The organism is Marinobacter sp. UBA2688, assembly GCF_002352785.1.
In the GTDB taxonomy this organism is placed as follows: Bacteria; Pseudomonadota; Gammaproteobacteria; order Pseudomonadales; family Oleiphilaceae; genus Marinobacter; species Marinobacter salarius.
Map to the genome: position 1 here is coordinate 83,704 of NZ_DELU01000032.1, position 21,338 is coordinate 105,041.

Below are 21,338 nucleotides of genomic sequence, written 5' to 3' on the forward strand. Positions count from 1 at the left end.
AGGTAAGGGTCTGAACAATTGCGGTTATTCGGGTTGTGAAGCAGGTTTGGATGAAGTGGTGTCGATGCAGTTGAATAAGAATTCAAACTAATAAGCTGTTATACCTCTTGTGGCTGCTCATCAAAATAATCCGGCACTGGTTTTTTAGGTCCGCTACAGTATTGCTTACCAGTAATTCACCTAAAGCCAGAGGAAGGAATGACTATGTACAAATGTCCCAAGTGTGGTGCATCGGACACCAGCAAAGAACGGTTGAAGGGGTGGGATACCGGCGACCGAATCTGCGCCAATTGCGGTTGCACCACTGCCGCAGTGGATTTTCGGAAAGCAGCTGAATCCACAGGCACTAACAAGCCGAAAGTTCAGGAATAACAATTCGCATCAGTACGCGGCCGAAGGCCGCCGGACGCCCCTGTGCTCCGCGTTAAAAGGGTTTTGACCGAGGGACCGGCATGAAAGGTTTAGTGAAATGGTTCAGCACAGAAAAAGGATATGGTTTTATCACCGACCAAAGCGACACAGACTATTTTTTTCATGTTTCTAAGGTCGTTGGAACAGAACTACCGCAGCCCGGCGATGCGGTAAAGTTCAACTTCCGGGAGCGCAAAAAAGGAAAAGTGGCCACTGATATCGAGATCATTCGACGAAAAACCGTTCAGAACCATACCCCCTATTTTGGTAGGAGAATACAGCGGGACGAGGTTGTAGACGGTGGCAGCTCAAAAGTGGGATCTACTGCTTTAAGTAGTTGCGTAGGTTTGGCACTTGGCGGTCCCGTGGGGGCGGTGGTTGGCGCGGCATTAGGATATACCTTCGGAGAAGAAAGAGAGCCAACCTTTAAGAAGGTTTTTGTTACAAGTAAATGTATTAGGTGTGGTGGCACCGGGTATGTTACAGCTCGGGTCAATGAGCGTACGGGGTTCCAATGTTTAAACTGCCACCATTTTTGGAAGGTATCTGATGCCTATATGTCACCTGAAGATATCGAAGCCCTTGAATCTCAGGAGTCAAAAGCTCCTCTATCCCATCATAGCGCTAAAGAAATAGAAGGAGCGAGGGGGAAAAGCGCCGAAGAGCAGAAAGAAAGACTAAAAAAATATCTAGATGGACTAAATGAACGAGATTTCGGTCCTGACTTTAAAATTGAATAGTAACTCTTACAACCTAGAATTGTGGAGGCTGCTTAGGAGTAAGCAGCGGGTAAATAGGGCTGGGAGTTTATACGCCAAGGTTCTCACTTTAACAACGTGCTCCAGCCGACCGGTTTGCCGTTGATCTGCTCCAAATCGACGGCTGAGCACAGGCGTTATCCCCAAGCCCGAATGTTCGCTTTGCGACCGTAGCTTCAGTTCCGTATCTCGGCCAATCAAACTTTGGAACACCGCATTCAGTTTCGTGTGACCTACGAAGCTGAGGAGTAACCGCAGGATTAGGTCCATCAGATGGGCGCAGGTTACTCCTTGGTATCTCTATGGACTGAACGCGTCAACTATTCACCGGCTGAGGCTGCAATACCCGGCGACTCCGATGACGCGAACGCAACCCCACCATGATAAGTGGCACCACAATCATGGCACTGCCCACGGCGAACCAAAGGTCGGGCATTTCATTGAAACCTATCCATCCAATTAGTACCGCCCAGATCAGGCCGGTGTATTCGGCACTGGTGACCTGGTTGGCATCCACCTGCTGGTAGGCCAGCAACACGGTGATGTTGTAGCCCAGAATAAACAGGGCAGATCCAAGTGCACTGATAAGTATGGAGCTGTCCCAGGCGGCGCCTTCCCATAAGGCCAGTGCGCCGGCAGCCGGGATGATCAGCGCGTAATTCAGGAACAGCTTGTGAACGGTGGACTGCTGCTTCGGCAGTTTACGCACCATTACAGCGTTGATAGCCAGTGCAAAGGCGGATGTCAGTGCGGCGATGGCAGCCCAGTTGAATTCTACTGGCCGCAGGATGACGATGATGCCGCCAAATCCGCTGAAGACGGCAAAGACGCTCAGCGGGGTCAGCTTTTCCCGGAACAGCATGACGGACAGCACCATGACCAGGATGGGAGCTGCGTAGAACACGGCGTTGGCGGTGGCCAGCGGCAGATTGCCGAGGGCAACAATCATGCACAGGATGCCAGCCAGGTGTATGTGGGCCCGCACGGCGTGGACCTTGATGCCGGAAAACAGGTGTTTCCGGCTGAGTTGGCCGGCCAGGGGCAGTAGCAGCAACAGGGTGATGACGCAGCGGAGGAAGGCAAACTGGAATACCGGCGCGCCGGGTTCCAGCAGTTTGATGAACACATCGCTGATCAATGCCATGGCGTTGCCGATCACCAGCAGAAGGATTGCACTGTTTACGGTTTTGCCTGACATGATTTCGGCTCCTCTTGGTTTTGCTCCGACATCGGAGTTGTCGCCCTGAATCTTGTGATGGTGAGTCTAGTGGTGTATTACTATCCGATAAAATGATCTTTAATCACTTATCATTAGAAATTTAGATAATGAAGCTTCCACCTCTCAAAGCCCTACCCGTCTTCGAAGCCGTTGCCCGGCTGAACAGCTTTTCGCTGGCGGCGGAGGAGCTGGCGGTCAGTCAAAGTGCGGTCAGTCACCAGATCAAGCAGCTGGAAACCTATCTCGGTGAGAAACTGTTCTGGCGCAGTGGCCGCACTCTGACGTTGACCGACGAAGGCCGGCAGTATCTGGATGGCGTGGGGTCGGCGTTGTTGCAGATTGAGCGAGTGAGTGAGCAGTTGTTGGGGCATGAGGAGTCGCGGTTGCGGCTGTCGGTGTTCAGTTCATTTGCGGTGCGCTGGCTGGTGCCGAGGTTGCCGGATTTGCAGCGGGAGTATCCGCAACTGGATCTTTCCCTGGAGATGAGCAGTGAGAACCCGGTGCTGTCCGACCGGGTGGCGGACTGTTTTATCACTATCAAGCCGTCGTCTGCGGCATTCAGTTATGAGTTGCTGTATACCGAGCGGCTGTTTCCGGTGTGCAGCCAGGATTACTGGCAGCGCATCCGTCGGGAACTGGGGCGGGATTCAGAGGTTGAGGGAAGGGATGAGCCAGAGTTGTCGCCAGAGGAGGTGTCACGGTTTCCTTTGCTTTCTACCCACAGTATTTTCGACAAGGCCGCCGGTGACTGGGAAGCCTGGTATCGGGCGGTGGATCAGAAAATTCCCGGTACGGCGCGGATACAGCACTTCAGCCACATGTTGCTGGCTCTGGAGGCGGCCCGTTTTCATCAGGGCATCGCGCTGACCAACGATTACATGCTGAGCACACGGCAGGATTCCGGCGATTTTGTCCGTTTGCCCAGTCACTCGGTGATGACGGGCGACAAGTTCTATTTCGCCTGGAAAACCAGCCGTCGGCGGGAGCGTGGGCTGCAGGTGTTGCGTCGCTGGCTGGTGGATGAGGCTATCCGCGGCGGCTTGCGGGGCGAGTAACAAGCCCCGGCGGCCTATTTATCCGCTTTTTTCTTCAGCAGCCGATGCTGTATTTCACCGACAATACCGCGGCGGAATACCATTACGCAGACGACAAACACAGTCCCCAGGATCACCTGCACCCAGGAGCCGAATGCCGACAGTTCGTGGCTGAGTGCGCCGACGGTAATCGCGCCCAGTACTGGCCCAAATATGGTGCCAAGGCCTCCCACCAGTGTCATCAGGATGACTTCACCCGAGGTTTGCCAGTGCGCATTGGTCAATGCCGAAAACTGGAATATCACGGCTTTTGTGGCACCGGCCGTTCCGGCGAGTGTGGCGGAAATGATAAACGCCAGTAGCTTGAAATGGTCGACGTCGTACCCGAGTGAGAGTGCTCTGGATTCGTTTTCCCGGATGGCCTGGAGGACTTCGCCAAAGGGCGAGTTGATGGTTCGGTGGATAATGGCGAAACCAATCAGGAACACCGCAAACACAAAGTAGTACATGGCGATTTCGTTGTTGAGGCTGATGAAGCCGAAGAGCTCACCACGGGGAATGCCCTGCAGGCCGTTTTCGCCGCCGGTGAACGGCATCTGAAGCGCCAGGAAGTAGATGATCTGCGCCAGCGCCAGGGTCACCATGGCAAAGTAGATGCCCTGTCGGCGGATGGCGAGGAAACCGAATATCGTGCCGAGGATCAACGCAAACCCGGTGCCGGCAAGAATGCCGAATATCGGCCCGAATCCCCATTCTTTGGTGACATAGCCGGTAATGTACGCGGCACCGCCGAAGAAGGCGGCGTGCCCGAACGACAACAGGCCGGCGTAGCCGAGCAGCAGGTTGAAGGCGCAGGCGAAGAGCGCGAAGCACAGCAGGTCCATCACAAAGACCGGATAGGCATAGAAGGGCGCGCCAAGGCCGGCGACCAGCATGATAATAAACAGAACGCGGTTGATCATGGCCTTACTTCTCCTTACCGAATAAGCCCGCAGGGCGGAACAACAGCACCAGCACCATCAGGAAGAAGATCACGGTGCTGGCCGCTGGCGGGTAAAACACTTTGGTAAGGCCCTCAATCAAGCCCAGCGCAAGTCCGGACAGAATGGCGCCCATAATCGAGCCCATGCCGCCGATCACCACCACGGCAAACACGACGATGATCAGGTCCGCCCCCATTAACGGGCTGACCGAATAGATTGGCGCGGCCAGTACACCTGCCAGGCCGGCGAGGCCGGCCCCGAAGGCGAAGGTGAGGGTGATCATCAGTGGCACATTCAGGCCAAATGCCTGGGTCAGGTCCGGGTTCTCGACACCGGCCCGTAGCCGTGAACCCAGTTTGGTGTGTTCGATGACGTACCAGGTGGCAAAACAGACCACCAGGGAGAAAATGATGGCGAACAGCCGGTAGGTGGGGAAGTACATGAACCCGAGGTTTACCACGCCACTGAGGCTCTCCGGTTGCCCGGGATAGGGTGTGCCGGAGACGTTGAAGTAGTTGGCAAACAGACCCTGCAGGATCAGCGTGATACCGAACGTCAGCAGCAGGCCATAGATGTGGTCAAGGTCATAGAGACGCTTGAGCATGAAGCGTTCAATGGTCACCCCCAGAATACCGACGATCACGGGCGCCACCAGCAGTGACGCCCAGAATCCGATCTGAAGGCTGATACCGAACCACTGCTCCAGCAGAGAGTAGCCAATCAGTGCGATAAAGGCACCCAGCATGTACATGGCACCGTGGGCAAAGTTGATGATATTCAGCAGCCCGAATATCACCGCGAGCCCGAGACTCAACATGGCGTAGAACACACCCACATTCAGCCCAAGCAGCGCCTGGGCCAGTATGACCTGCATCGACACGTTGGCTATCTCCCCTGAAGCAGTGGTTAATCGGTGTGGTTAGTTAACCAGCGAACACTTGGTGTCTTCCAGCGAGATGTAGGCCTGATCCGCAGGGATCTTCGAGACTACCCGCAGCAGGTCCCATTCCTCACTGGCTTCGTCCGGCTTCTTCACTTCCACCAGATACATGTCGTGGAGCATGGAGCCGTTGGGCAGAATCTTGCCCCCTTTCACGAACATGTCGTTAAGGGTCATGTCGCCCAGTTCGGCACGCACGGTATCGCTGTCGTCAGAACCGGTGGCTTTGACTGCTTTCAGGTAATTGGTGACCGCCGAGTAAACGCCGGCATGAACCATGGTGGGCATGGCATTGTGGCGTTCATAGAAGCGGCGGGACCAGGCTTCGGTCTCGTCGTTCTGGTTCCACACGAAGGCCGTGGTGAACTGCAGGCCCTGGGCAATGTCCAGCCCCATGCTGTGGACGTCGGTGATGAACACCAGCATGCCGGCCAGTTTCTGTCCGCCCTGCACGATGCGGAACTGGTTGGCCTGTTTGATGGCGTTCACCGTGTCCTGGCCGGCATTGGCCAGGCCAATGACGTCGGCTCCGGAAGACTGGGCCTGGAGCAGGTAGGAGGAGAAATCGTTGGTGGACAGTGGCGCATTGACGTTACCGACCACCTCGCCACCGAGACTTTCCACCACGGCGCCGGTGTTGTCCCGCAAAGAGTGGCCGAAGGCGTAATCGGCGGTAATGAAGAACCAGCTTTCACCGCCGTTCTTGACCATCGCCGTAGCAGTACCAACCGGCAACGCGTGGGTGTCGTAGACGTAGTGAATACCGTAAGGCGTGCACTGTTCTTCTGTCAGTGCGGTGGTGCCGGCGCCGGTGTTCATGGTGATGATTTTCTTGTCGTTGGCCAGGCCCTGAACGGACAAGGCAACGGAGGAGTTGTCGAGGGCGGTGATCATGTCCACCTCTTCCGCATCGATCCATTCCCGGGCGGTACTGGCGCCGATATCCGGCTTGTTTTGGTGATCCGCGGAAATGATCTCAATGGGTTTGCCCATCACCGAACCGCCAAAATCCTCGACCGCCATTTTGGCGGCAGTCACCGCGCCCGGCCCTTCGAGGGCCTTGTAAACGCCGGACATGTCACTGAGGACACCGATTTTTACTTTGCCGTCGGTCAATTCGGCCGCTGCCGTGAGGGGCATTGCCAGGGTAGCCGCTGCCACGGCGCCTGCCAGTCCAGATTTCCAGTGCTTGAACATGGTGGGATTCCTTTTGTTATTAGATTCGGGTTCAGACACTCAGGTGCCTGTTCAACTGCTCTTTCTTGGCCTCGAGATCGGCCGCTTCTATCTGCTCAACCACTCGTCCGTGCTCAATCACATAGTGTCGGTCGGCCAGCGGAGCGGCAAAGCGGAAGTTCTGCTCAACCAGAATGATGGTGAATCCCCGGTCACGCAGTTTGCGGATGACATCATCCAGGGATTTGAGGATAACCGGCGCAAGCCCTTCGGTGATCTCGTCCAGTAACAGGAGATTGGCGCCGGTACGAAGGATGCGGGCAATGGCCAGCATCTGTTGCTCGCCCCCGGAGAGCTTGGAGCCCTGGCTTTTGCGGCGCTCTTCAAGATTCGGGAACATTTTGTAGATCTCGTCCGCGGACATCCCGCCATCGGCCACCACGGGGGGCAGCTCCAGGTTCTCGTCCACGTTGAGCGACGCAAAAATCCCCCGCTCCTCGGGGCAATACCCCAGCTTGCCAACGTGGGCAATGCGGTGGGTCGGCATGTTGATGATTTCGGTGCCGTGGATCTTGATGGAGCCGGTGCGTTTGCTGACCAGCCCCAGAATCGACTTGAGCGTGGTCGTGCGTCCGGACCCGTTGCGGCCAAGCAGGGTAATCACCTCGCCTTCCCGCAGAGTCAGATCGAGGCCATGGAGAATGTGGGATTCGCCGTACCAGGCGTGAAGATTCTCGATTTTGAGCATTTCCGGGCGTTGATCAGGCTGCATCGGTGGTTCCCATGTAGGCTTCCATGACGGCGGGGTTGGTCGATACCGTGTCGTAGTTGCCTTCAGCCAACACTTCCCCGCGGTTCAGGACGGTGATGGTGTCGGCCAGCGTGGACACCACATTGAGGTTGTGCTCAACCATCACGATGGTTCTGCCATCCACCACCTTGCGAATCAGCTCAGTGACCGTGCCTACGTCCTCTGAACTCATGCCCTGGGTGGGTTCATCAAGCAGCATGAGCCTGGGTTTGAGTGCAATGGTGGTGGCAATCTCCAGCGCCCGCTTCTGTCCGTAGGCGAGTTCCACCGCCTTGGTATCGGCAAAGGGCCCCAGGCCGACCTGTTCCAGGGTGGCCTGGGCTTCTTCATTCAGTTGATCAAGAATTCGTACCGGCCGCCAGAAGTGATAGGAAATGCCCAATTTGCGTTGCAGGGCGACTCGAACGTTTTCGCGGGCAGACAGGTGGGGAAATACCGCGGAAATCTGAAAAGAGCGGATCAGCCCCTGCTGGGCAATACCCGCAGGGCGTGCGTTGGTAATGTCTTTGCCAGCGTAGATAATCTGCCCGGCGCTGGGCTTGAGGAATTTGGTCAACAGGTTGAAGAACGTCGTTTTTCCGGCCCCGTTCGGGCCTATCAACGCATGTATGGAGCCTGTCCTGACGTTGATGCTGACGTCACTGATGGCGGTAAAGCCTTTGAAATCCTTGGTCAGGTTCCTGGTTTCAAGGATGGTTGAGGATGGTTGTGTCTGCTCGCCTACAGCCTGCTCTTCCACGGAAAGACACCCCTTTCAATTCAGGTGAGCGGCGCTGATGCCGCGTGTTTTTATTCGTTGTTGTGACAGCTGGTTTTTTGAAAGGTCGCAAATACAGCTATTTGAACCGACATTCAGTAATAGTTGGCGAATGTGGATTCTGTCAAGAATGGGAGGGGAGAACAGTGGGGGCGACACGCCCCGTTCAGGGCGTGTCTTTAGCGGTTATTCTTCGTCCCGTGGCGGGCGTTCGACCACTTTGCGCTTACCTTTGGCACAACGGGACAGGGCTTTCAGCCCGTCGGCTTCGAAGGCATCTACGCGGATGACGTCGTAGAGTGCTTCCAGTGCCTCCAGAAGTTTGTCGCATTCGTCTTTCTGAACAACGCCCTGCTCGCAGGCCCAGTCCACCAGTTCCTTACGCTGGTGCCCCATCAGCAGGTCGATACCGCCCAGCTCGTCTTCATCCCGATTGCGCAGGGCTTCATGCAGGCGATCGCGCATGTCCTTGGTTTCATTGGCCAGCCGGTACGCGTTCAGTACACGGCCCAAAGGGTCGTCCGGATCGGTATTGATATAGCTGCCGCGGCTGATGCGCTGGCGCAGCGGCGTATCGTTCACAATGCTGGCGGCCACCTCTGTGCCCAGGGCGTCGTCCGGGCCGTTGAGGCCGGTGGCGCCCAGAGGGAACACCAGCATCCGCAGCGGCCAGCGCAACAGCGGAACCGGGAAGTTGATGATCAGCTCACGCATGGATGTCTTGAGGTCGCGCAGGCTGGTCTGAAGGCACCATTCCACCAGTGGCCACTGGTCTTCCGGATAGCCTTCCTCGTGCCATTGCTTGATCACCGCCGTGGCGTAATACAGGTGTACAAGGCAGTCCGCCATCCGCCCGGACAGGCGCTGACGTGCCTTGAGGCCGCCACCAACCGTCAGCAGGGTGACGTCGGTCATCAAGGCAAACGCGGCCGAGAACCGGGCAAGCTGGCGATAGCTGGACTGGATGTTACCCTGGCGGGGCACGGTTTCCAGCAAGCCGCCGCTCAGTGCCAGCACTAACGAGCGTAACGCGTTGCGGGTGGTGTGGGCGATATGGCGGTAGAAGATGCCGTCGAACTTCTCGACCGCCGCCTTTTTATCGTCCATGCCCGCTGCTTCGATTTCTTCAACAATAAACGGGTGACAACGGATGGCACCCTGGCCGAACACCATCAGGCTGCGGGTCAGGATGTTTGCGCCTTCCACCGTGATGCCGATGGGCACCGCCTGGTACGCCCTGGCCAGGAAGTTGCGGGGGCCGGTAATAACACCGCGGCCGGCAACCACGTCCATGGCATGGTTGATCACCGTGCGCATCAAGTCGGTATTGCGGTACTTGAGCACCGCTGACGGCACGGAGGGGCGTACACCCCGGTCCAGCATGCCGGATGTCAGTAATCGGGCGGCATCCATCATGTAGGTGTAGCCGGCGATGGGCTCCAGCGCTTCCTGAACCCCCTCAAACTGGCTGATAGAGCGGCCGAACTGTTCCCGGGTCAGGGCATAGGAACCTGTGGCCATGCTGGCCACTTTGCCAGCACCGGTACCCAGTGCGGGCAGGGAGATGGAACGGCCGATGGACAGGCATTCCAGCAGCATTTTCCAGCCTTTGCCCAACATGTCCTGGCCGCCAATCACCTGATCCATGGGGATAAACACGTCGTTGCCCCAGGTCGGACCGTTCATGAACACGGTATTCATTGGCAGGTGACGGGCGCCGGAGTGAACCCCTTCAAGGTCCTGTGGAACCATCACGCAGGTAACGCCGATGTCGTCGGAGTCGCCCAGTAGTTTGTCCGGGTCGTAGACCTTGATGGCCAGGCCAATCAGCGTCGCCACCGGTGCCAGTGTGATGTAGCGCTTGTTCCAGGTGACTTTCAGGCCCAGTACTTCCTCGCCATTCCACTGGCCCTTACAGACGATGCCCTTGTCCGGAATAGCTCCGGCGTCAGAACCGGCGACCGGCGACGTCAGTGCAAAGCAGGGGATTTCCTCGCCGCCGGCCAGCCGGGGCAGGTAATGTTCTTTCTGGGCATCGGTGCCGTATTCCATAAGCAGCTCGCCCGGGCCAAGCGAGTTGGGCACCATGACGGTCACAGCGGCGGATACGCTGCGGGTGGAAATCTTCATCACGATCTCGGAGTGGGCGGTGTGGGAAAAGCCCTTGCCGCCCTGTTCCTTGGGAATCATCAACCCGAAGAAGCCATTCTCGCGAATGAACTTCCAGACCTTGTTGGGCAGGTCGTACTCTTCGTGGGTGATTTTCCAGTCATCCAGCATGCCGCAAAGCTTCTCGACCGGCCCGTCGAGGAACGCCTGTTCTTCGCTGGAGAGGTGGGCCGGTTTGGCATCGAGCAGTTTCGACCACTTGGGTTGCCCGGAGAAAAGCTCGCCATCCCAGTCTACGGTGCCTGAGCGCAGGGCCTCGGCCTCGGTATCCGAGAGCTTCGGGAGCCGACCGCGCACCCAGTTCAGCAGCGGAGCGCTGAACTTCTCGCGCCGCAGGTCACCTGGGATCACCAGCACCAGGCTGAGGGCAAGCAGCCCGCCACCAAACAGTATACTGAGGATGTGCCAGCCATCCTGAAACAGCCCGACGACCGTTGCAATCACAAGCACGGTGGCGGCAGTGGTGCCGCCGATGCCAAGGTAGATCAGTACCAGCGCACTGATCAGTAGAAGCAGAACACTCATGGGCGGATCTCCATATCGAGAAGAAATTCAACCTGAATCGTTCTTACCTTCGGCCAAAGCCAGAGAGGTTGCAAGCGCTTGCGTTAGTGATCTTGACGCATCGGCGAGGATTCCGACATTGATCGTTATCTGAAGCGGTTCATACATAGCCGGCTGTAAAGACCAGGCCCAGCACAATCGGCATCACCACAAGGCTTCCGAGGTTACTCATAAGCACCAGTGAGGCTACTTTATGAGGTTCCTGTTGATACTGCTCCGCCAGCATGTAGTTCAACACAGCAGAGGGCATGGCGGCGAAGACCCACAAAGCAGCTATCTGCAGGCCCGGCAGATCCAGAATCGCTATCATTGGCCAGGCAAGAATCAACCCGGATGCAGGCGCGGAAATAGCGCCCAGAACCCCGAGTTTCCAGTCGCTGAAATCCACATCCAGCATGCGAACACCAAGCGTAAAGAGCATGAGCGGGATACACACTCCGCCTAGCATATTCAGGGTTTCCAGCAGCCATTGTGGCATGGGTACGCCACCGAAGTTGACGGTAAGGCCGGCGATGCTTGCCGCAATAACGGGTATGCGAAGCCGTCTGATGATCGACGTGTGCGGGTCCAGCATGTAGATGCCCACCGTAAAGTGCAGCAGCATTTCCACGACAAATAGGACAACGGCCGCGGGCAGGGCTGCCTCGCCGAACGCAAATACCAGTACGGGAATGCCCATGTTGCCGGAATTGTTGAACATCATCGGCGGCAGGAAGGTTTTAAGGTTCAGGTTCAGAATCCTGGCCAGCGGATAGAGGACGATGCCGGAACCCAGAACGACCACCGTTGCCGACAGAGCCAGGCTGGTGTAATCCTGCAGCGGAGCCTGTTGATCAGCCAGAACCGCGAACACCAGCATGGGGACGAACAGCTCCATATTGAGGGTGTTCAAGCCTTTGATGTCTGGAGTGCGATATCGGCCGTAAAGGGCACCACAACCGGCGATCAGAAAGACCGGCAACATCGTGGACAGGATCTGGGCAAGCATTCAGGGGCTCCGAGGGTCGATCAGGGTAAGCAAATAACTCGTTAGGTTCGCAATTATACCGGGTTCCAGGCAAGTAAAACCTGTGCCCTTGCGACCAAAGATAACCCCTTCTATAAGCTGGGGAAGCGGCGCCCAACTTGCACGGATTGTAACGACTGCCACAGAATAACCTTGCCTAACTCACCATCCTAGCGGAGAGCCACTTGTGCCTGAGACCTTTGACCAGCCTGTTGAGCGGGAAAACACCTGTTCCGTAAAATTTGACGCCCGCAAAGCGGTATTCGGCAAAGATGACGTTATCCCCCTGTGGGTGGCGGATATGGACTTTCCAGCGCCGGAAGCGGTGACCAGGGCTCTGGAAGAACGGGCAAGGCACCCGGTATACGGTTATACACTGTTTCCGGAGAGCCTGTACCAGTCGGTGATTGACTGGTTTGAACATCGGCATGGCTGGGTCATTGAGCGGGAATGGTTAATGATGGCTCCGGGGGTGGTGCCTTCGCTGCACGCAGCGGCACTGGCGTTTGCCGGCGAAGGTGAAGGGGTGATTATACAGCCTCCGGTTTACCCGCCTTTCTTCAGTGCCATTCGGAAAACCGGTCGTGCGGTGATTGAAAACCCGCTGGAACAGGTGGATGGCCGTTATCAGATGAATCTCGAACACCTTGAGGCCTGTGCAGCGCGGGGCGACGCCAGAGTGTTGCTGCTGTGCTCGCCCCATAACCCGGTGGGAAGGGTGTGGAGCGAAAGCGAGCTCAGGGAGGTATTGGCCATTGCCAGGCGCTACAACCTGGTGGTGCTGTCGGATGAGATTCATTGCGACCTCACCTATCCGGACAAGCCTGCCCATCATGTACTGGCGAAACTGGCCGATGAGGAACAGGCCCTGATTACCACCGTAGCGCCCAGTAAATCCTTCAATATGCCCGGTCTGGGCTTGTCGGCGCTGGTGGTGAGGAATCCAGAGCATCGGAAGTTATTGAAAGACGTGTTCGACGCCATGCACATGAACCAGTGCAATCCCTTCAGTATCGCCGGCTTCGAGGCCGGGTATCGCCAGGGTGGCCCGTGGCTGGACGAACTCATGATCTACCTGCAAGGCAATCGTGACAGGGTGATGGACTACATCCGCCAACACCTGCCTGACATCCGGGTAACGGAGCCGGAGGGCACCTACTTGTTGTGGCTGGACTGCCGGGGCCTGGGCATGAGCGACGCGGAACTGAAACGGTTCTTTGTGCAGGAAGCGGGTATTGGCATGAACCCGGGCATCACCTTTGGTGAGCCCGGCAGCGGGTTCATGCGTATGAATATTGGTTGCCCGCGCCGGGTTCTGGACACGGCCCTGGAGCAGATCCGGCAGGCGCTGACTGAATAACCGGGTCAGTTGGCATTTTCAGCGCCGTTACTGCAGGGATCGTCTACTGGCTGCCAGTGAGGCGGCTGGCTCATGCCTGGCATCTGGCCGTTGCTGGGGCGTATGGCGCGGTAAGTCTGCCCTTCATGGATGGCCATCTGGCCCACGGTATAGCTGCCGCCAAAGCTCCATCGCCCGGGTTCTTTGCAGGCCTGTGGGCGCTCGTTGGAGGCTTTTACAGGCGGTTGGCCGGCGTCGGTCGGTGCCTGTGGCTGACGGTTCAGCCCACCTTCCGATTTGCGCTCAGCGACGTTGCTGTCATCACGACCGACGCCGCAATCAGGCACAGACGCCAGTCTTTCCCATTCGAAATCCGCACCGGGTGTTTTACCCTCGTGGAGTTCGCGGGACTGGTACCAGTCACCCTGGTGAAAGACCGTCTGTCCCGGTGGGTAATAGCGGCTCGGTATCCAGGTATTTTCCTCAGGATCGCAGGGGGCAGCGACCGCTGGGGTGTTGAAAGCCGCCAGTATCAGTATGCCGGCCCATCTGAAGCGCCTTGTCATGCCATTGACCATGAATGCCTGCCTTGTCGATATTTGTTGTTGGGTGCTCAACGGTATTTGCGGCGGAGTTCGGTGGTTCGGGTGGCCAGGAACAGTCCGGCCAGAATCAGAAGGCCGCCAATGACATGGAACAGGCCCAGGCGTTCCCCGAGGAAAATGCCCGCCATCACCGACGCAAATACAGGGGTGAGGTACATGAAGATGGCCGCTTTTGCAGGACCAATCCGATGCACCCCATGATTCCAGAACGCGTAAGCCAGAATACCGGGGAAGATTGCAAAATACATCATGGGCAGCGCGGTTGATGCGTTCAGCTCGAATCCACCTGAGAAGAACAGTAGGTCCACCAGGAAAAACGGCAAGATCACCATAGTGCCGCAGGCGATCTGGACGGTCAGAAAGGTCAGCGGTGGCAATGGTACCGCCTGGCGGCGAAGCAGTACTGAGAACAGACCCCAACTGGATACCGCCAGTACCATGATCAGATCACCGGGTTGCGCCCGCAAACCGGTCAGCACTGAGAGGTCTCCCCGCGCCACAACCGCCAGGATGCCCAGTACCGCCAGCCCGATTCCGAGAGCCTGAATGGGGCGTGTGCGATCTCCCAACAGCAACCAGGCCAGTAACGCCACCATGATGGGTATGGTGGCGTTAATCAGCGCGATGTTGGTGGCCGTGGTGGTCACCGCGGCAAAATAAAGCAGCGAGTTGAACGCCGCCACACTGAACGTGGCGAGTGCCAGTATCGACAGTGCGTGTTCGCGGATGACCCGGCGCTGGCGCCAGACCCCCGGCAGCCCGAAGGGCAGGAGTATCGTCAGGGCAATCACCCAGCGCCAGAACGACATGGACAGAGGAGGAATCTCGCCAACCACACTTTTGGCCACCACGGCGTTGCCCGCCCAGAACAACGGGGTCAGGACCAGGCCGGTGTAGGCCAGCCATAGTGGTTTCGGGGTTTCTGAGGGCACACCGACTCCTGTCAGGGTTTTTGGGTTTCTGATCTGGTTCGGGAGCCCGAAGGATACTACGCCCTGCGAGCTAATGCCTTGTTACCAAAGTGGTAGTGGAGATATTGGTTGATCGTATCCGGCTGGTGACTGTCTGATTGGGTGTCAGGATTTCTTACAAGCCCGCTGCTGGATAAATGCAGGATTCAATATAGATTCTTGTTTTAGATTGGAAATTCAGATGTTGGTATAGCAGGTGCCTGTATGGCGGGGCAGTAAAACGAATGAAATGTGGGATAACCCAGGGAGCAGCTATGCGACATCTTAAACTCACCATTGCACTACTGATTTCAATGTGCCTGCCTGCATTGGCAAGCGCGGCAATGATTTCTGCCAGCTATCAGGTCAACCTGAATGATTCAGACCCCGGACTGGTTGTTGATTCTGCAGACTATGCAGCCAACCCGTTTTCTTTTGATCTGAATGCCGGTGAAAGTACGACCTTTAATCTGTTCAAAATCTGGACGACTGAAGGCACGGTCAACAGCGATGACAAAGTCGCCAAACCGATTTCCGTCGATTTCAACTTCACAGCACCGGAACTGATGAGTGGCTCTGTCAACGGGAACACCTCCGGAGATTCCGTACTCTTTGGCCTTTACCAGGAAGGTGTGCTGTCCTGGAACGGTTCGCTTGACCTGGTGTTTGGCGCATTGGGCGATGGTCTGCTTCGTGTGTCCCTCCTCGACACCACTTTTAACGAAGGCATCTTTGGGCTGGGCAGCTACGGCTCCAAGGTTAAGGCGAAGATTGAACTGATTTCTGAAGCCAGCGAAGTACCAGAGCCTGGAACTCTGGCCATCCTGAGCCTCGGTCTTCTCGGTATGGGGCTGCGTGCCCGCCGACGTTCAGCCTGAACGGTTGCGTTTAGTATCCTGACAGTTGAACGATAAAATCGGGTCAGAGCTTGCTCTGACCCCATTTTTTATTCTCCCGGCACTTCCGCTTCTGTGCCGACGTGATAGGCCGCAAAACCGGCCATGACCACCTGATCCACCGCCATGCCGATAATTCGGCCGCTGCTGCGGGCGCGGATGGGATGCTGGGCGTTGGTGATGGGATCCGAAACATAACCCAGGATTTCACCTTCAGAAACCTTGGCCCCCAGCTTGGTTTCGCTGAACAGAATGCCGCCGTGTTCGGCCCGTATCCACTCGGAATCGTAATAGACGGGTTCGGGGTCTCCCCAGACGAACATCCTTGAGATCATGCCTTCCTTGTCCATCAGACTGGTCAGGCTGTTCACCCCGGCCTTGATCTGGTGCTCCTGGATTCGCAGTGATTCACCGGCCTCCATGGTGACGGACCGGATACCGGCTTCGACAGCGGCGTGACGAAGCATGCCGGTGGTGCCTGTACTGTGGACGACTGCCATGCGGTCAAATCCACGGGTGAGTTCCGCCACTTCCGGGTTATTCATGTCCGCACGCAGTTGGGGCAGGTTGGTGCGCTTGAGAGACCCGGTGTGGATATCCACCAACATGTCGCAATGACGGATTACGTTCTCGAACAGCGAGTGGGCAATCCGGTCCGCCAGGCTGCCATCGGTGCTGCCGGGGAAGTGACGATTGAGGTCACGGCGGTCGGGCAGGTAGCGGCTGCCTTGCTGGAAACCTGGCAGGTTGACGATGGGAATGCCGATCACCCGGCCGGAGAGCTTGTCTGGCTCCAGGTCGTACATGGTTCGGCGGATGATCTCGATGCCGTTGAGTTCATCACCGTGAACGGCACCGGTCAGGCATAGGTTAGGGCCGGGTTTGGAGCCATTGACCACCAGAACCGGTGTTGGTTGCGACAGGCCGGCAATCTGGATGGCAGGGGACCAGGCCAGGCGAGTCGACGTTCCGGGCAGAACCTCGGCACCGAGCATTTTCAGGCTGGTGGCCTTTTCGGGTTCCGTCACCTCAGCAGACTCTTCCACGCCGTTTTCATCGGTCGCCGTTGCGGGGTCTGCGCCCTGGGCAGTGGGTTTGGGCTGATCCGCCGTTGCGTCGGGCTTCGAAGGTTCGGGCTCCGAAGTCTTCGACTCCGCTGGTTCAGCGGGCTTTGGAGGCGGCGCCACCTCCTTTAAATCAACATTGGGGGCCACTTCTTCCACGGCCGGTTCTGCCGTGGAATCTGGTGTTTTATCCTGTGAGGCGAGCTCCTCATCGGATTTCTGAGTGGTGTCTGCTTTACCGCTATTCTTTTTCGGTTCAGACGAGCGCAAGGGTTCCGAATGCTCGACATCCTCAACACTCTCGTCCTCGGCAAGCTCCGCGACGAGCATCTCCGTGTTATCGGAGTCATCGGACTTGTTTGCGTAGACGGCAGGGATTGCGACCAGGCTGCCAGTCAGGGTAAACATCAGGCCAGCGCGAAACAGATGTGTCAGCCAGCGATACAGCATAATTCCTCTCGAGTCTTCAGCCAGTTTGAGGCTCGTTGTCCGATCTGTGAAAACGGTACAAGGATAGAGACCCCATTGTTTCATGAATACGGCTGTGACAAAGGTTTAATGCCACTTTCATGAACTCATTGTGTAATTCCGCAAAATGACCTATTCAAAGAGGTTACAGGATGCGGATTGCAGTTCTGTATCCGTTATACGTTCGATGGAGGATAAACTGTATGGATCTTTTGCGAGTTCTGGTTGCGATTTTGTTACCGCCGTTGGGCGTCTTTTTACAGGTGGGGATTGGCAAGCACTTCTGGATCAACATCCTGTTGACGATTCTCGGTTACATTCCCGGTATCGTGCACGCCGTCTGGATCATCGCGAAAAAATAGGCCGCCCCTGAGCAGGAACCAAGTGTCTGTGAGGGGCGGGCTTCAAATGTCGGGAGTGGTGCGCCAGATGTCGCCTTCTCGCGCAGCCCGGCCATCTGCCTCCAGTTTTAGCAGGTGCGCCAGCGCGGAGCGGGCGGCGACGCCATGGATCGCCGCTGGAACATCGTCATAGGCCTTTGCGGTCAGATCTTTCAGGCTGGCCGGGGCGAGGCTTTTCAGCACCCTGACAACCTTGTGCTCCCGTGCCAGACGATGCGTGATGAGATAATCGATCACCGATTCGGGGCGTGCCATCAGGAAACCGTGGGCAGGCGCTATGTAACGCACGGACTCGGCCAGCAGGTCGTACAGCGACTCCAGGTAGGCCTTCATGTCACCGTCTGGCGGATTAATGACCACGGTGGAGCCCTGCATGATGTGGTCTCCGGAAAACAGCAGCTCTTGTTCCAGGAGCAGATAGCAAAGATGGTTGGAGGCATGCCCCGGGGTGTAAAGGGCTTTCAGGGTGCCAGCCTCGGTGACGATCAGGTCACCATTCACCGGCTCTACATCCGGCGAAAACGTCTGGTCCTGGGCCGGGCCTTCGGGAGCCGGCTGGCCGTAAACGCGACAGCCGGTTCTTGCCTTCAGTGCCACTGTTGCCGGCGAGTGGTCCTGGTGGGTATGAGTGACCACCACTTGATCAATCGCTCCACCAGTGAGTTCCAGAATGCGCTCAATATGCGTTGCGTCGTCCGGGCCGGGGTCCAGTACCGTAAACCGTTTGTGGCCAAGCACATAGGTGTTGGTGCCGGGGCCGGTCATCATTCCCGGGTTTGGCGCTGTCAGGCGAATCACACCGGCCGCCACCTCCACCGGTTTCCCGGGAACAATGTCCGCGTGTGTAGAGCCTGCACCCTCCGGGTCCAGCTTGACCGCTTCGTCATAGGCGGGTGCCCCCGGCTCCAGCATCGTGGTCCTGTCTTTCTTGACCGCCGGCCACGGTTTGTTGGGATAGGGCTCCGGCGGATTAGCATGGACATAGCGCATGAGGGCTTCCGTGGTGCCGAACTCCGCCAGTATCCGCAGCGTCCCAATGGTTGGTAACCCTAGCAGGCGGCGGCCACTGCGATGATCTTCCAGGGCTTCCGCCGGGCTCAGCCAGACGTGGTCAATGGTTTCATTGCCGTCATGACTTGCCCGTTGCCCTTCCGGTGCCACTGCAATGAAGAAGCGGGTATCAAAGCGCCGGGGAGGTCCCGGCGGTGTCACCCAGTGCCCGAGGTAGCCCAGACGGTCCAGGGGAATGGTGAGGTTATAGCGATGGCACAGTTCCGCCAGGGTTAACTCACCTTTAAACAGAGCTTCGCGGTCGCTGTGAATGGGATGGTCCTGAGTCAGCGCAGCACCTTTTTCATCAACGGCTAACAGAATGCCCGCTTCCTCAAAACACTCCCGGACAGCCGCAAGCATGTAGTCGGCGCCACCCTCATCCATGGCCATTGTCTGGCTGATTTCGGTATCAGCCTGCCCGATTGTGTGGGCCCGCCCATTTTTCTCCTGATCGTCGACAGAGCCACCGGGAAAGACAAAATAGCCCGGCATGAATACCGCGTCCCAGGTTCGTTGCAGCAGCAGGATCTTTGGACCTTCAGCAGTGTCTTTGGTCAAAACCAGCGTGGCAGCAGGGCGAATATCCATAGAGTGTCCGTATCTGTTGGTCAGACTGTTGGTGCTGGAAAGAGGTTGGGAGGCTACTGTCAAAACACGCTCAAGCACGTCCATGTGGCGCTTGAGCTCCGCCATCCATGGCTCCGCACAGTTTTGACAGTAGCCTCCCAACCCCTTTCATCGGGCAACGGTGAAGGCTGCCGGTAAAAGTCCAAGATAACGAATGTTCGGTCTGCTGTCTCGGGGTGTCGGCATGGTTACAACCAAGTATCATTGGGTTTACAGAAAATTCCCCCACGCAGGAACGCCGACTTGGCTCGCATCAAGCTCTCTTTCCCGGATAACGCCTTTTATTTTGAAACCAAGATGCCGGTTCGGATCACCGATATCAATGGAGCCAACCATCTGGGAAACGATGCGTTAATCTCCATGCTGTCTGAAGCCAGGGCACAATTCCTGGTGAACTATGGTGTCGAGGAAGCCGACAAAAACGGCGTGGGTATTATCGTGACCGACCTGGCAACGATGTACCAATCGGAATCGTTCTTTCCGGAGATGCTCCGCTTTGAAGTGGGGCTGATGGACTTCAACAAATACGGCGGGGATTTCGTATTCCGCGTAACCAAGGCGGAGAGCGGTCAACCCGTGGCCCTGGCCAAGTACGGTTTCGTGTTCTTCAATTACCAGCGCAAATCGGTTGTGCCGATGCCAGAGAGTTTCCGCGCACGCTTCGGCGATTAGTATTTAGTCCTGGAGTGCCAGCTTTCGGATGCCTTGCCGGTAGAACAGGTAGGCCATGACACCTGCCATCAGATTGCCAACCAGCGCACCGCTCATCAGGCCGTTGATACCGCCGAGCTGTGAGCCGAGCCAAAGCAGTGGCAGAAAGCAGAGGAATAACCGCAGGACCGACACCAGCAGCGCCCGCATGGCAAGCCCCAGCGCATTGCACACCGACACCATCAGCATGCAGATGCCCAGGCCGGTATAGCTCAGCGGCACCCGAACCAGATAACTGCCCAACACATCGCTGACGGCGCGATCGCTGGTAAACAGCTCTGAGACCACTCCTGACGCTAAAAGCCAGATCAACCCAATGGCCAGTTGCCACACCACCACAAAACGAACCGCCAATCGCACGAGAACGCGAATCCGCGCAAGCTCACCGGCCCCAAGCATGCGGCCAATCATGGGCGGCATCGACATGGTCAGTGCCAGCACCACTACAATGGAGAAGAACTCGAGGCGAGTGCCCAGGCCCCAGGCCGCGACGGCGGCGGAGCCAAAGCCAGCCACCATGGCGGTCGCGAACATGGCCGAGGCTGGCGGCATCAGCTGGCTGACCATGGCCGGCGCCATGATGCCATTCAGTTGTTTCAGTGCCTTGCCGAGGGCCAGCTGGGAAAGGTCGAAGCGTATCCAGCCAGAGCGCAGCAGTTTGGGGTAGATAAACAGGCAACCGATACCGAAGGCGGTCACGGTTGCCAGGGCAGCGCCTTGCAGGCCCCACCCGAAAACGAAGATGTACAACGGGTCCAGGGCGATGTTTGCCACGCTGGTGGCGACCATCATATAGCCAGGGAGTTTGGTGTCGCCGTGGGAGCGGCACACGCTGTAGCCAAAGTAGAGCATGGCGCCGGTCCAGGCGGAGAGCAGCCAGGGTATCCAGTAGCTGCGGATCAGCGGCAGTAGGCTCTGTTCGGCACCCAGGCCAGCCATGATTTGGGTTTGCAGCAGCCAGAGGGCGATACACAGGATAATCACCAGAGTGGCGCCCACGGTGACGACGAGACCGCCCAGGCGTTCAGCACGGAGTTGGTCGCCGGCGCCTAGCGTTCTGGAGATGATGGCGGTGGTGGCGATGCCAAGGCCCACCTGCAGGCCGATGATGAGCTGCTGCATGGGCAGTGTGAAGCCCAGTGCGGCCAGTGGGTCGCGGCCGAGTTGGCCAATAAAGGCGCTGTCGACGAGTTGGAAGGTCATCAGTGACAGTACGCCGAAGAGCATGGGCCAGGTCATGGTGAACAACTGGCGCGGCAGGCTGGCTTGTGGGGTGGCGTTCGTCACGTTGGTGGCTTCTGTTCCAGGTGTTTGCTCGGTGGGCGATTCTAGCAGCTATCGGTTTGTGAGTGGGTGCAAAGGCCGGGGCGCCTTCCCCAGACACGCCGTGAACCCA

At 57.3% G+C, this 21,338-nt stretch carries 19 protein-coding genes; 6 read left to right on the forward strand and 13 right to left on the reverse strand.

Annotated elements, in window-relative coordinates:
- The first annotated feature begins 452 nt into the window (after positions 1–452).
- Positions 453–1,151: a cold shock domain-containing protein gene (locus B3M52_RS19890; protein WP_075194664.1), complete on the forward strand. Its 699-nt coding sequence runs from the start codon at positions 453–455 to the stop codon at positions 1,149–1,151.
- Between the two features lie 334 nt (positions 1,152–1,485).
- Here the strand turns inward: B3M52_RS19890 and B3M52_RS19895 are convergent, their stop codons facing one another.
- The gene (locus tag B3M52_RS19895) at positions 1,486–2,367 is read right to left on the reverse strand and encodes a DMT family transporter (RefSeq protein ID WP_075194666.1); all 882 of its coding nucleotides are present in this window, start codon (positions 2,365–2,367) and stop codon (positions 1,486–1,488) included.
- A gap of 128 nt (positions 2,368–2,495) precedes the next feature.
- Here B3M52_RS19895 and B3M52_RS19900 point away from each other — a divergent pair, with 128 nt between their 5' ends.
- The gene (locus tag B3M52_RS19900; RefSeq protein ID WP_075194667.1) at positions 2,496–3,443 is read left to right on the forward strand and encodes a LysR family transcriptional regulator; all 948 of its coding nucleotides are present in this window, start codon (positions 2,496–2,498) and stop codon (positions 3,441–3,443) included.
- Positions 3,444–3,457: 14 nt separating this feature from the next.
- On the opposite strand, the gene B3M52_RS19905 is transcribed toward B3M52_RS19900, so the two are convergent.
- The 7 genes from B3M52_RS19905 to B3M52_RS19935 all read right to left on the reverse strand — a co-directional run bounded on the left by B3M52_RS19905 (position 3,458) and on the right by B3M52_RS19935 (position 11,810).
- Positions 3,458–4,384: a branched-chain amino acid ABC transporter permease gene (locus B3M52_RS19905; RefSeq protein WP_075194668.1), complete on the reverse strand. Its 927-nt coding sequence runs from the start codon at positions 4,382–4,384 to the stop codon at positions 3,458–3,460.
- A gap of 4 nt (positions 4,385–4,388) precedes the next feature.
- Positions 4,389–5,279 (reverse strand): branched-chain amino acid ABC transporter permease, encoded by an 891-nt coding sequence (locus B3M52_RS19910; RefSeq protein WP_036211490.1) that lies wholly within the window; start codon positions 5,277–5,279, stop codon positions 4,389–4,391.
- Positions 5,280–5,324: 45 nt separating this feature from the next.
- Positions 5,325–6,542, reverse strand: a complete 1,218-nt coding sequence (locus B3M52_RS19915) for an ABC transporter substrate-binding protein (protein ID WP_036211487.1) — start codon at positions 6,540–6,542, stop codon at positions 5,325–5,327.
- A gap of 31 nt (positions 6,543–6,573) precedes the next feature.
- Positions 6,574–7,293 carry an ABC transporter ATP-binding protein gene (locus B3M52_RS19920; protein ID WP_041332967.1) on the reverse strand — a complete coding sequence of 240 codons (720 nt, stop codon included), beginning with the start codon at positions 7,291–7,293 and terminating at the stop codon, positions 6,574–6,576.
- On the reverse strand, positions 7,283–8,071 hold the full coding sequence (locus B3M52_RS19925) for an ABC transporter ATP-binding protein (protein WP_075194669.1): 789 nt from the start codon (positions 8,069–8,071) through the stop codon (positions 7,283–7,285). The genes B3M52_RS19920 and B3M52_RS19925 overlap by 11 nt, the downstream gene beginning before the upstream one ends.
- Before the next feature lie 204 nt (positions 8,072–8,275).
- Positions 8,276–10,783, reverse strand: coding sequence for an acyl-CoA dehydrogenase (locus B3M52_RS19930; protein WP_075194670.1), 2,508 nt, complete (start codon positions 10,781–10,783; stop codon positions 8,276–8,278).
- Between the two features lie 139 nt (positions 10,784–10,922).
- Entirely contained in the window at positions 10,923–11,810 is an 888-nt protein-coding gene (locus tag B3M52_RS19935; RefSeq protein WP_075194671.1) for an AEC family transporter, read from the reverse strand.
- 205 nt (positions 11,811–12,015) lie between these two features.
- On the opposite strand from B3M52_RS19935, the gene B3M52_RS19940 reads away from it, so the two are divergent.
- Positions 12,016–13,188, forward strand: a complete 1,173-nt coding sequence (locus tag B3M52_RS19940) for a MalY/PatB family protein (protein ID WP_075194672.1) — start codon at positions 12,016–12,018, stop codon at positions 13,186–13,188.
- Positions 13,189–13,193: 5 nt separating this feature from the next.
- On the opposite strand, the gene B3M52_RS19945 is transcribed toward B3M52_RS19940, so the two are convergent.
- Together B3M52_RS19945 and B3M52_RS19950 are read right to left on the reverse strand one after the other, a co-directional pair.
- Entirely contained in the window at positions 13,194–13,733 is a 540-nt protein-coding gene (locus B3M52_RS19945; protein WP_075194721.1) for a hypothetical protein, read from the reverse strand.
- Between the two features lie 47 nt (positions 13,734–13,780).
- On the reverse strand, positions 13,781–14,704 hold the full coding sequence (locus B3M52_RS19950) for a DMT family transporter (protein ID WP_036211473.1): 924 nt from the start codon (positions 14,702–14,704) through the stop codon (positions 13,781–13,783).
- 293 nt (positions 14,705–14,997) lie between these two features.
- Between B3M52_RS19950 and B3M52_RS19955 the strand changes: the two genes are divergently transcribed.
- Positions 14,998–15,600 carry a PEP-CTERM sorting domain-containing protein gene (locus tag B3M52_RS19955; protein ID WP_075194673.1) on the forward strand — a complete coding sequence of 201 codons (603 nt, stop codon included), beginning with the start codon at positions 14,998–15,000 and terminating at the stop codon, positions 15,598–15,600.
- 68 nt (positions 15,601–15,668) lie between these two features.
- Here B3M52_RS19955 and B3M52_RS19960 read toward each other — a convergent pair whose 3' ends face one another.
- Complete coding sequence (locus B3M52_RS19960) at positions 15,669–17,132, reverse strand: succinylglutamate desuccinylase/aspartoacylase domain-containing protein (protein WP_075194674.1); 1,464 nt, start codon at positions 17,130–17,132, stop codon at positions 15,669–15,671.
- Between the two features lie 221 nt (positions 17,133–17,353).
- Here B3M52_RS19960 and B3M52_RS19965 point away from each other — a divergent pair, with 221 nt between their 5' ends.
- Positions 17,354–17,512: a YqaE/Pmp3 family membrane protein gene (locus tag B3M52_RS19965; protein ID WP_007155136.1), complete on the forward strand. Its 159-nt coding sequence runs from the start codon at positions 17,354–17,356 to the stop codon at positions 17,510–17,512.
- Between the two features lie 42 nt (positions 17,513–17,554).
- On the opposite strand, the gene B3M52_RS19970 is transcribed toward B3M52_RS19965, so the two are convergent.
- On the reverse strand, positions 17,555–19,192 hold the full coding sequence (locus B3M52_RS19970; protein ID WP_075194722.1) for an MBL fold metallo-hydrolase: 1,638 nt from the start codon (positions 19,190–19,192) through the stop codon (positions 17,555–17,557).
- Positions 19,193–19,474: 282 nt separating this feature from the next.
- Between B3M52_RS19970 and B3M52_RS19975 the strand changes: the two genes are divergently transcribed.
- On the forward strand, positions 19,475–19,903 hold the full coding sequence (locus B3M52_RS19975; RefSeq protein ID WP_036211464.1) for a thioesterase family protein: 429 nt from the start codon (positions 19,475–19,477) through the stop codon (positions 19,901–19,903).
- Positions 19,904–19,906: 3 nt separating this feature from the next.
- Here the strand turns inward: B3M52_RS19975 and B3M52_RS19980 are convergent, their stop codons facing one another.
- Positions 19,907–21,181, reverse strand: a complete 1,275-nt coding sequence (locus B3M52_RS19980; protein ID WP_051947109.1) for an MATE family efflux transporter — start codon at positions 21,179–21,181, stop codon at positions 19,907–19,909.
- Positions 21,182–21,338: the final 157 nt, after the last annotated feature.

What these genes read in the sequence shown, in the direction of transcription:
- B3M52_RS19890 (WP_075194664.1), top strand. Translation starts at nt 453, where the DNA reads ATGAAAGGTTTAGTGAAATGGTTCAGCACAGAAAAAGGATATGGTTTT.
- B3M52_RS19895 (WP_075194666.1), bottom strand. Translation starts at nt 2,367, where the DNA reads ATGTCAGGCAAAACCGTAAACAGTGCAATCCTTCTGCTGGTGATCGGC.
- B3M52_RS19900 (WP_075194667.1), top strand. Translation starts at nt 2,496, where the DNA reads ATGAAGCTTCCACCTCTCAAAGCCCTACCCGTCTTCGAAGCCGTTGCC.
- B3M52_RS19905 (WP_075194668.1), bottom strand. Translation starts at nt 4,384, where the DNA reads ATGATCAACCGCGTTCTGTTTATTATCATGCTGGTCGCCGGCCTTGGC.
- B3M52_RS19910 (WP_036211490.1), bottom strand. Translation starts at nt 5,279, where the DNA reads ATGCAGGTCATACTGGCCCAGGCGCTGCTTGGGCTGAATGTGGGTGTG.
- B3M52_RS19915 (WP_036211487.1), bottom strand. Translation starts at nt 6,542, where the DNA reads ATGTTCAAGCACTGGAAATCTGGACTGGCAGGCGCCGTGGCAGCGGCT.
- B3M52_RS19920 (WP_041332967.1), bottom strand. Translation starts at nt 7,293, where the DNA reads ATGCAGCCTGATCAACGCCCGGAAATGCTCAAAATCGAGAATCTTCAC.
- B3M52_RS19930 (WP_075194670.1), bottom strand. Translation starts at nt 10,783, where the DNA reads ATGAGTGTTCTGCTTCTACTGATCAGTGCGCTGGTACTGATCTACCTT.
- B3M52_RS19935 (WP_075194671.1), bottom strand. Translation starts at nt 11,810, where the DNA reads ATGCTTGCCCAGATCCTGTCCACGATGTTGCCGGTCTTTCTGATCGCC.
- B3M52_RS19945 (WP_075194721.1), bottom strand. Translation starts at nt 13,733, where the DNA reads ATGACAAGGCGCTTCAGATGGGCCGGCATACTGATACTGGCGGCTTTC.
- B3M52_RS19955 (WP_075194673.1), top strand. Translation starts at nt 14,998, where the DNA reads ATGCGACATCTTAAACTCACCATTGCACTACTGATTTCAATGTGCCTG.
- B3M52_RS19960 (WP_075194674.1), bottom strand. Translation starts at nt 17,132, where the DNA reads ATGCTGTATCGCTGGCTGACACATCTGTTTCGCGCTGGCCTGATGTTT.
- B3M52_RS19965 (WP_007155136.1), top strand. Translation starts at nt 17,354, where the DNA reads ATGGATCTTTTGCGAGTTCTGGTTGCGATTTTGTTACCGCCGTTGGGC.
- B3M52_RS19970 (WP_075194722.1), bottom strand. Translation starts at nt 19,192, where the DNA reads ATGGATATTCGCCCTGCTGCCACGCTGGTTTTGACCAAAGACACTGCT.
- B3M52_RS19980 (WP_051947109.1), bottom strand. Translation starts at nt 21,181, where the DNA reads ATGACCTGGCCCATGCTCTTCGGCGTACTGTCACTGATGACCTTCCAA.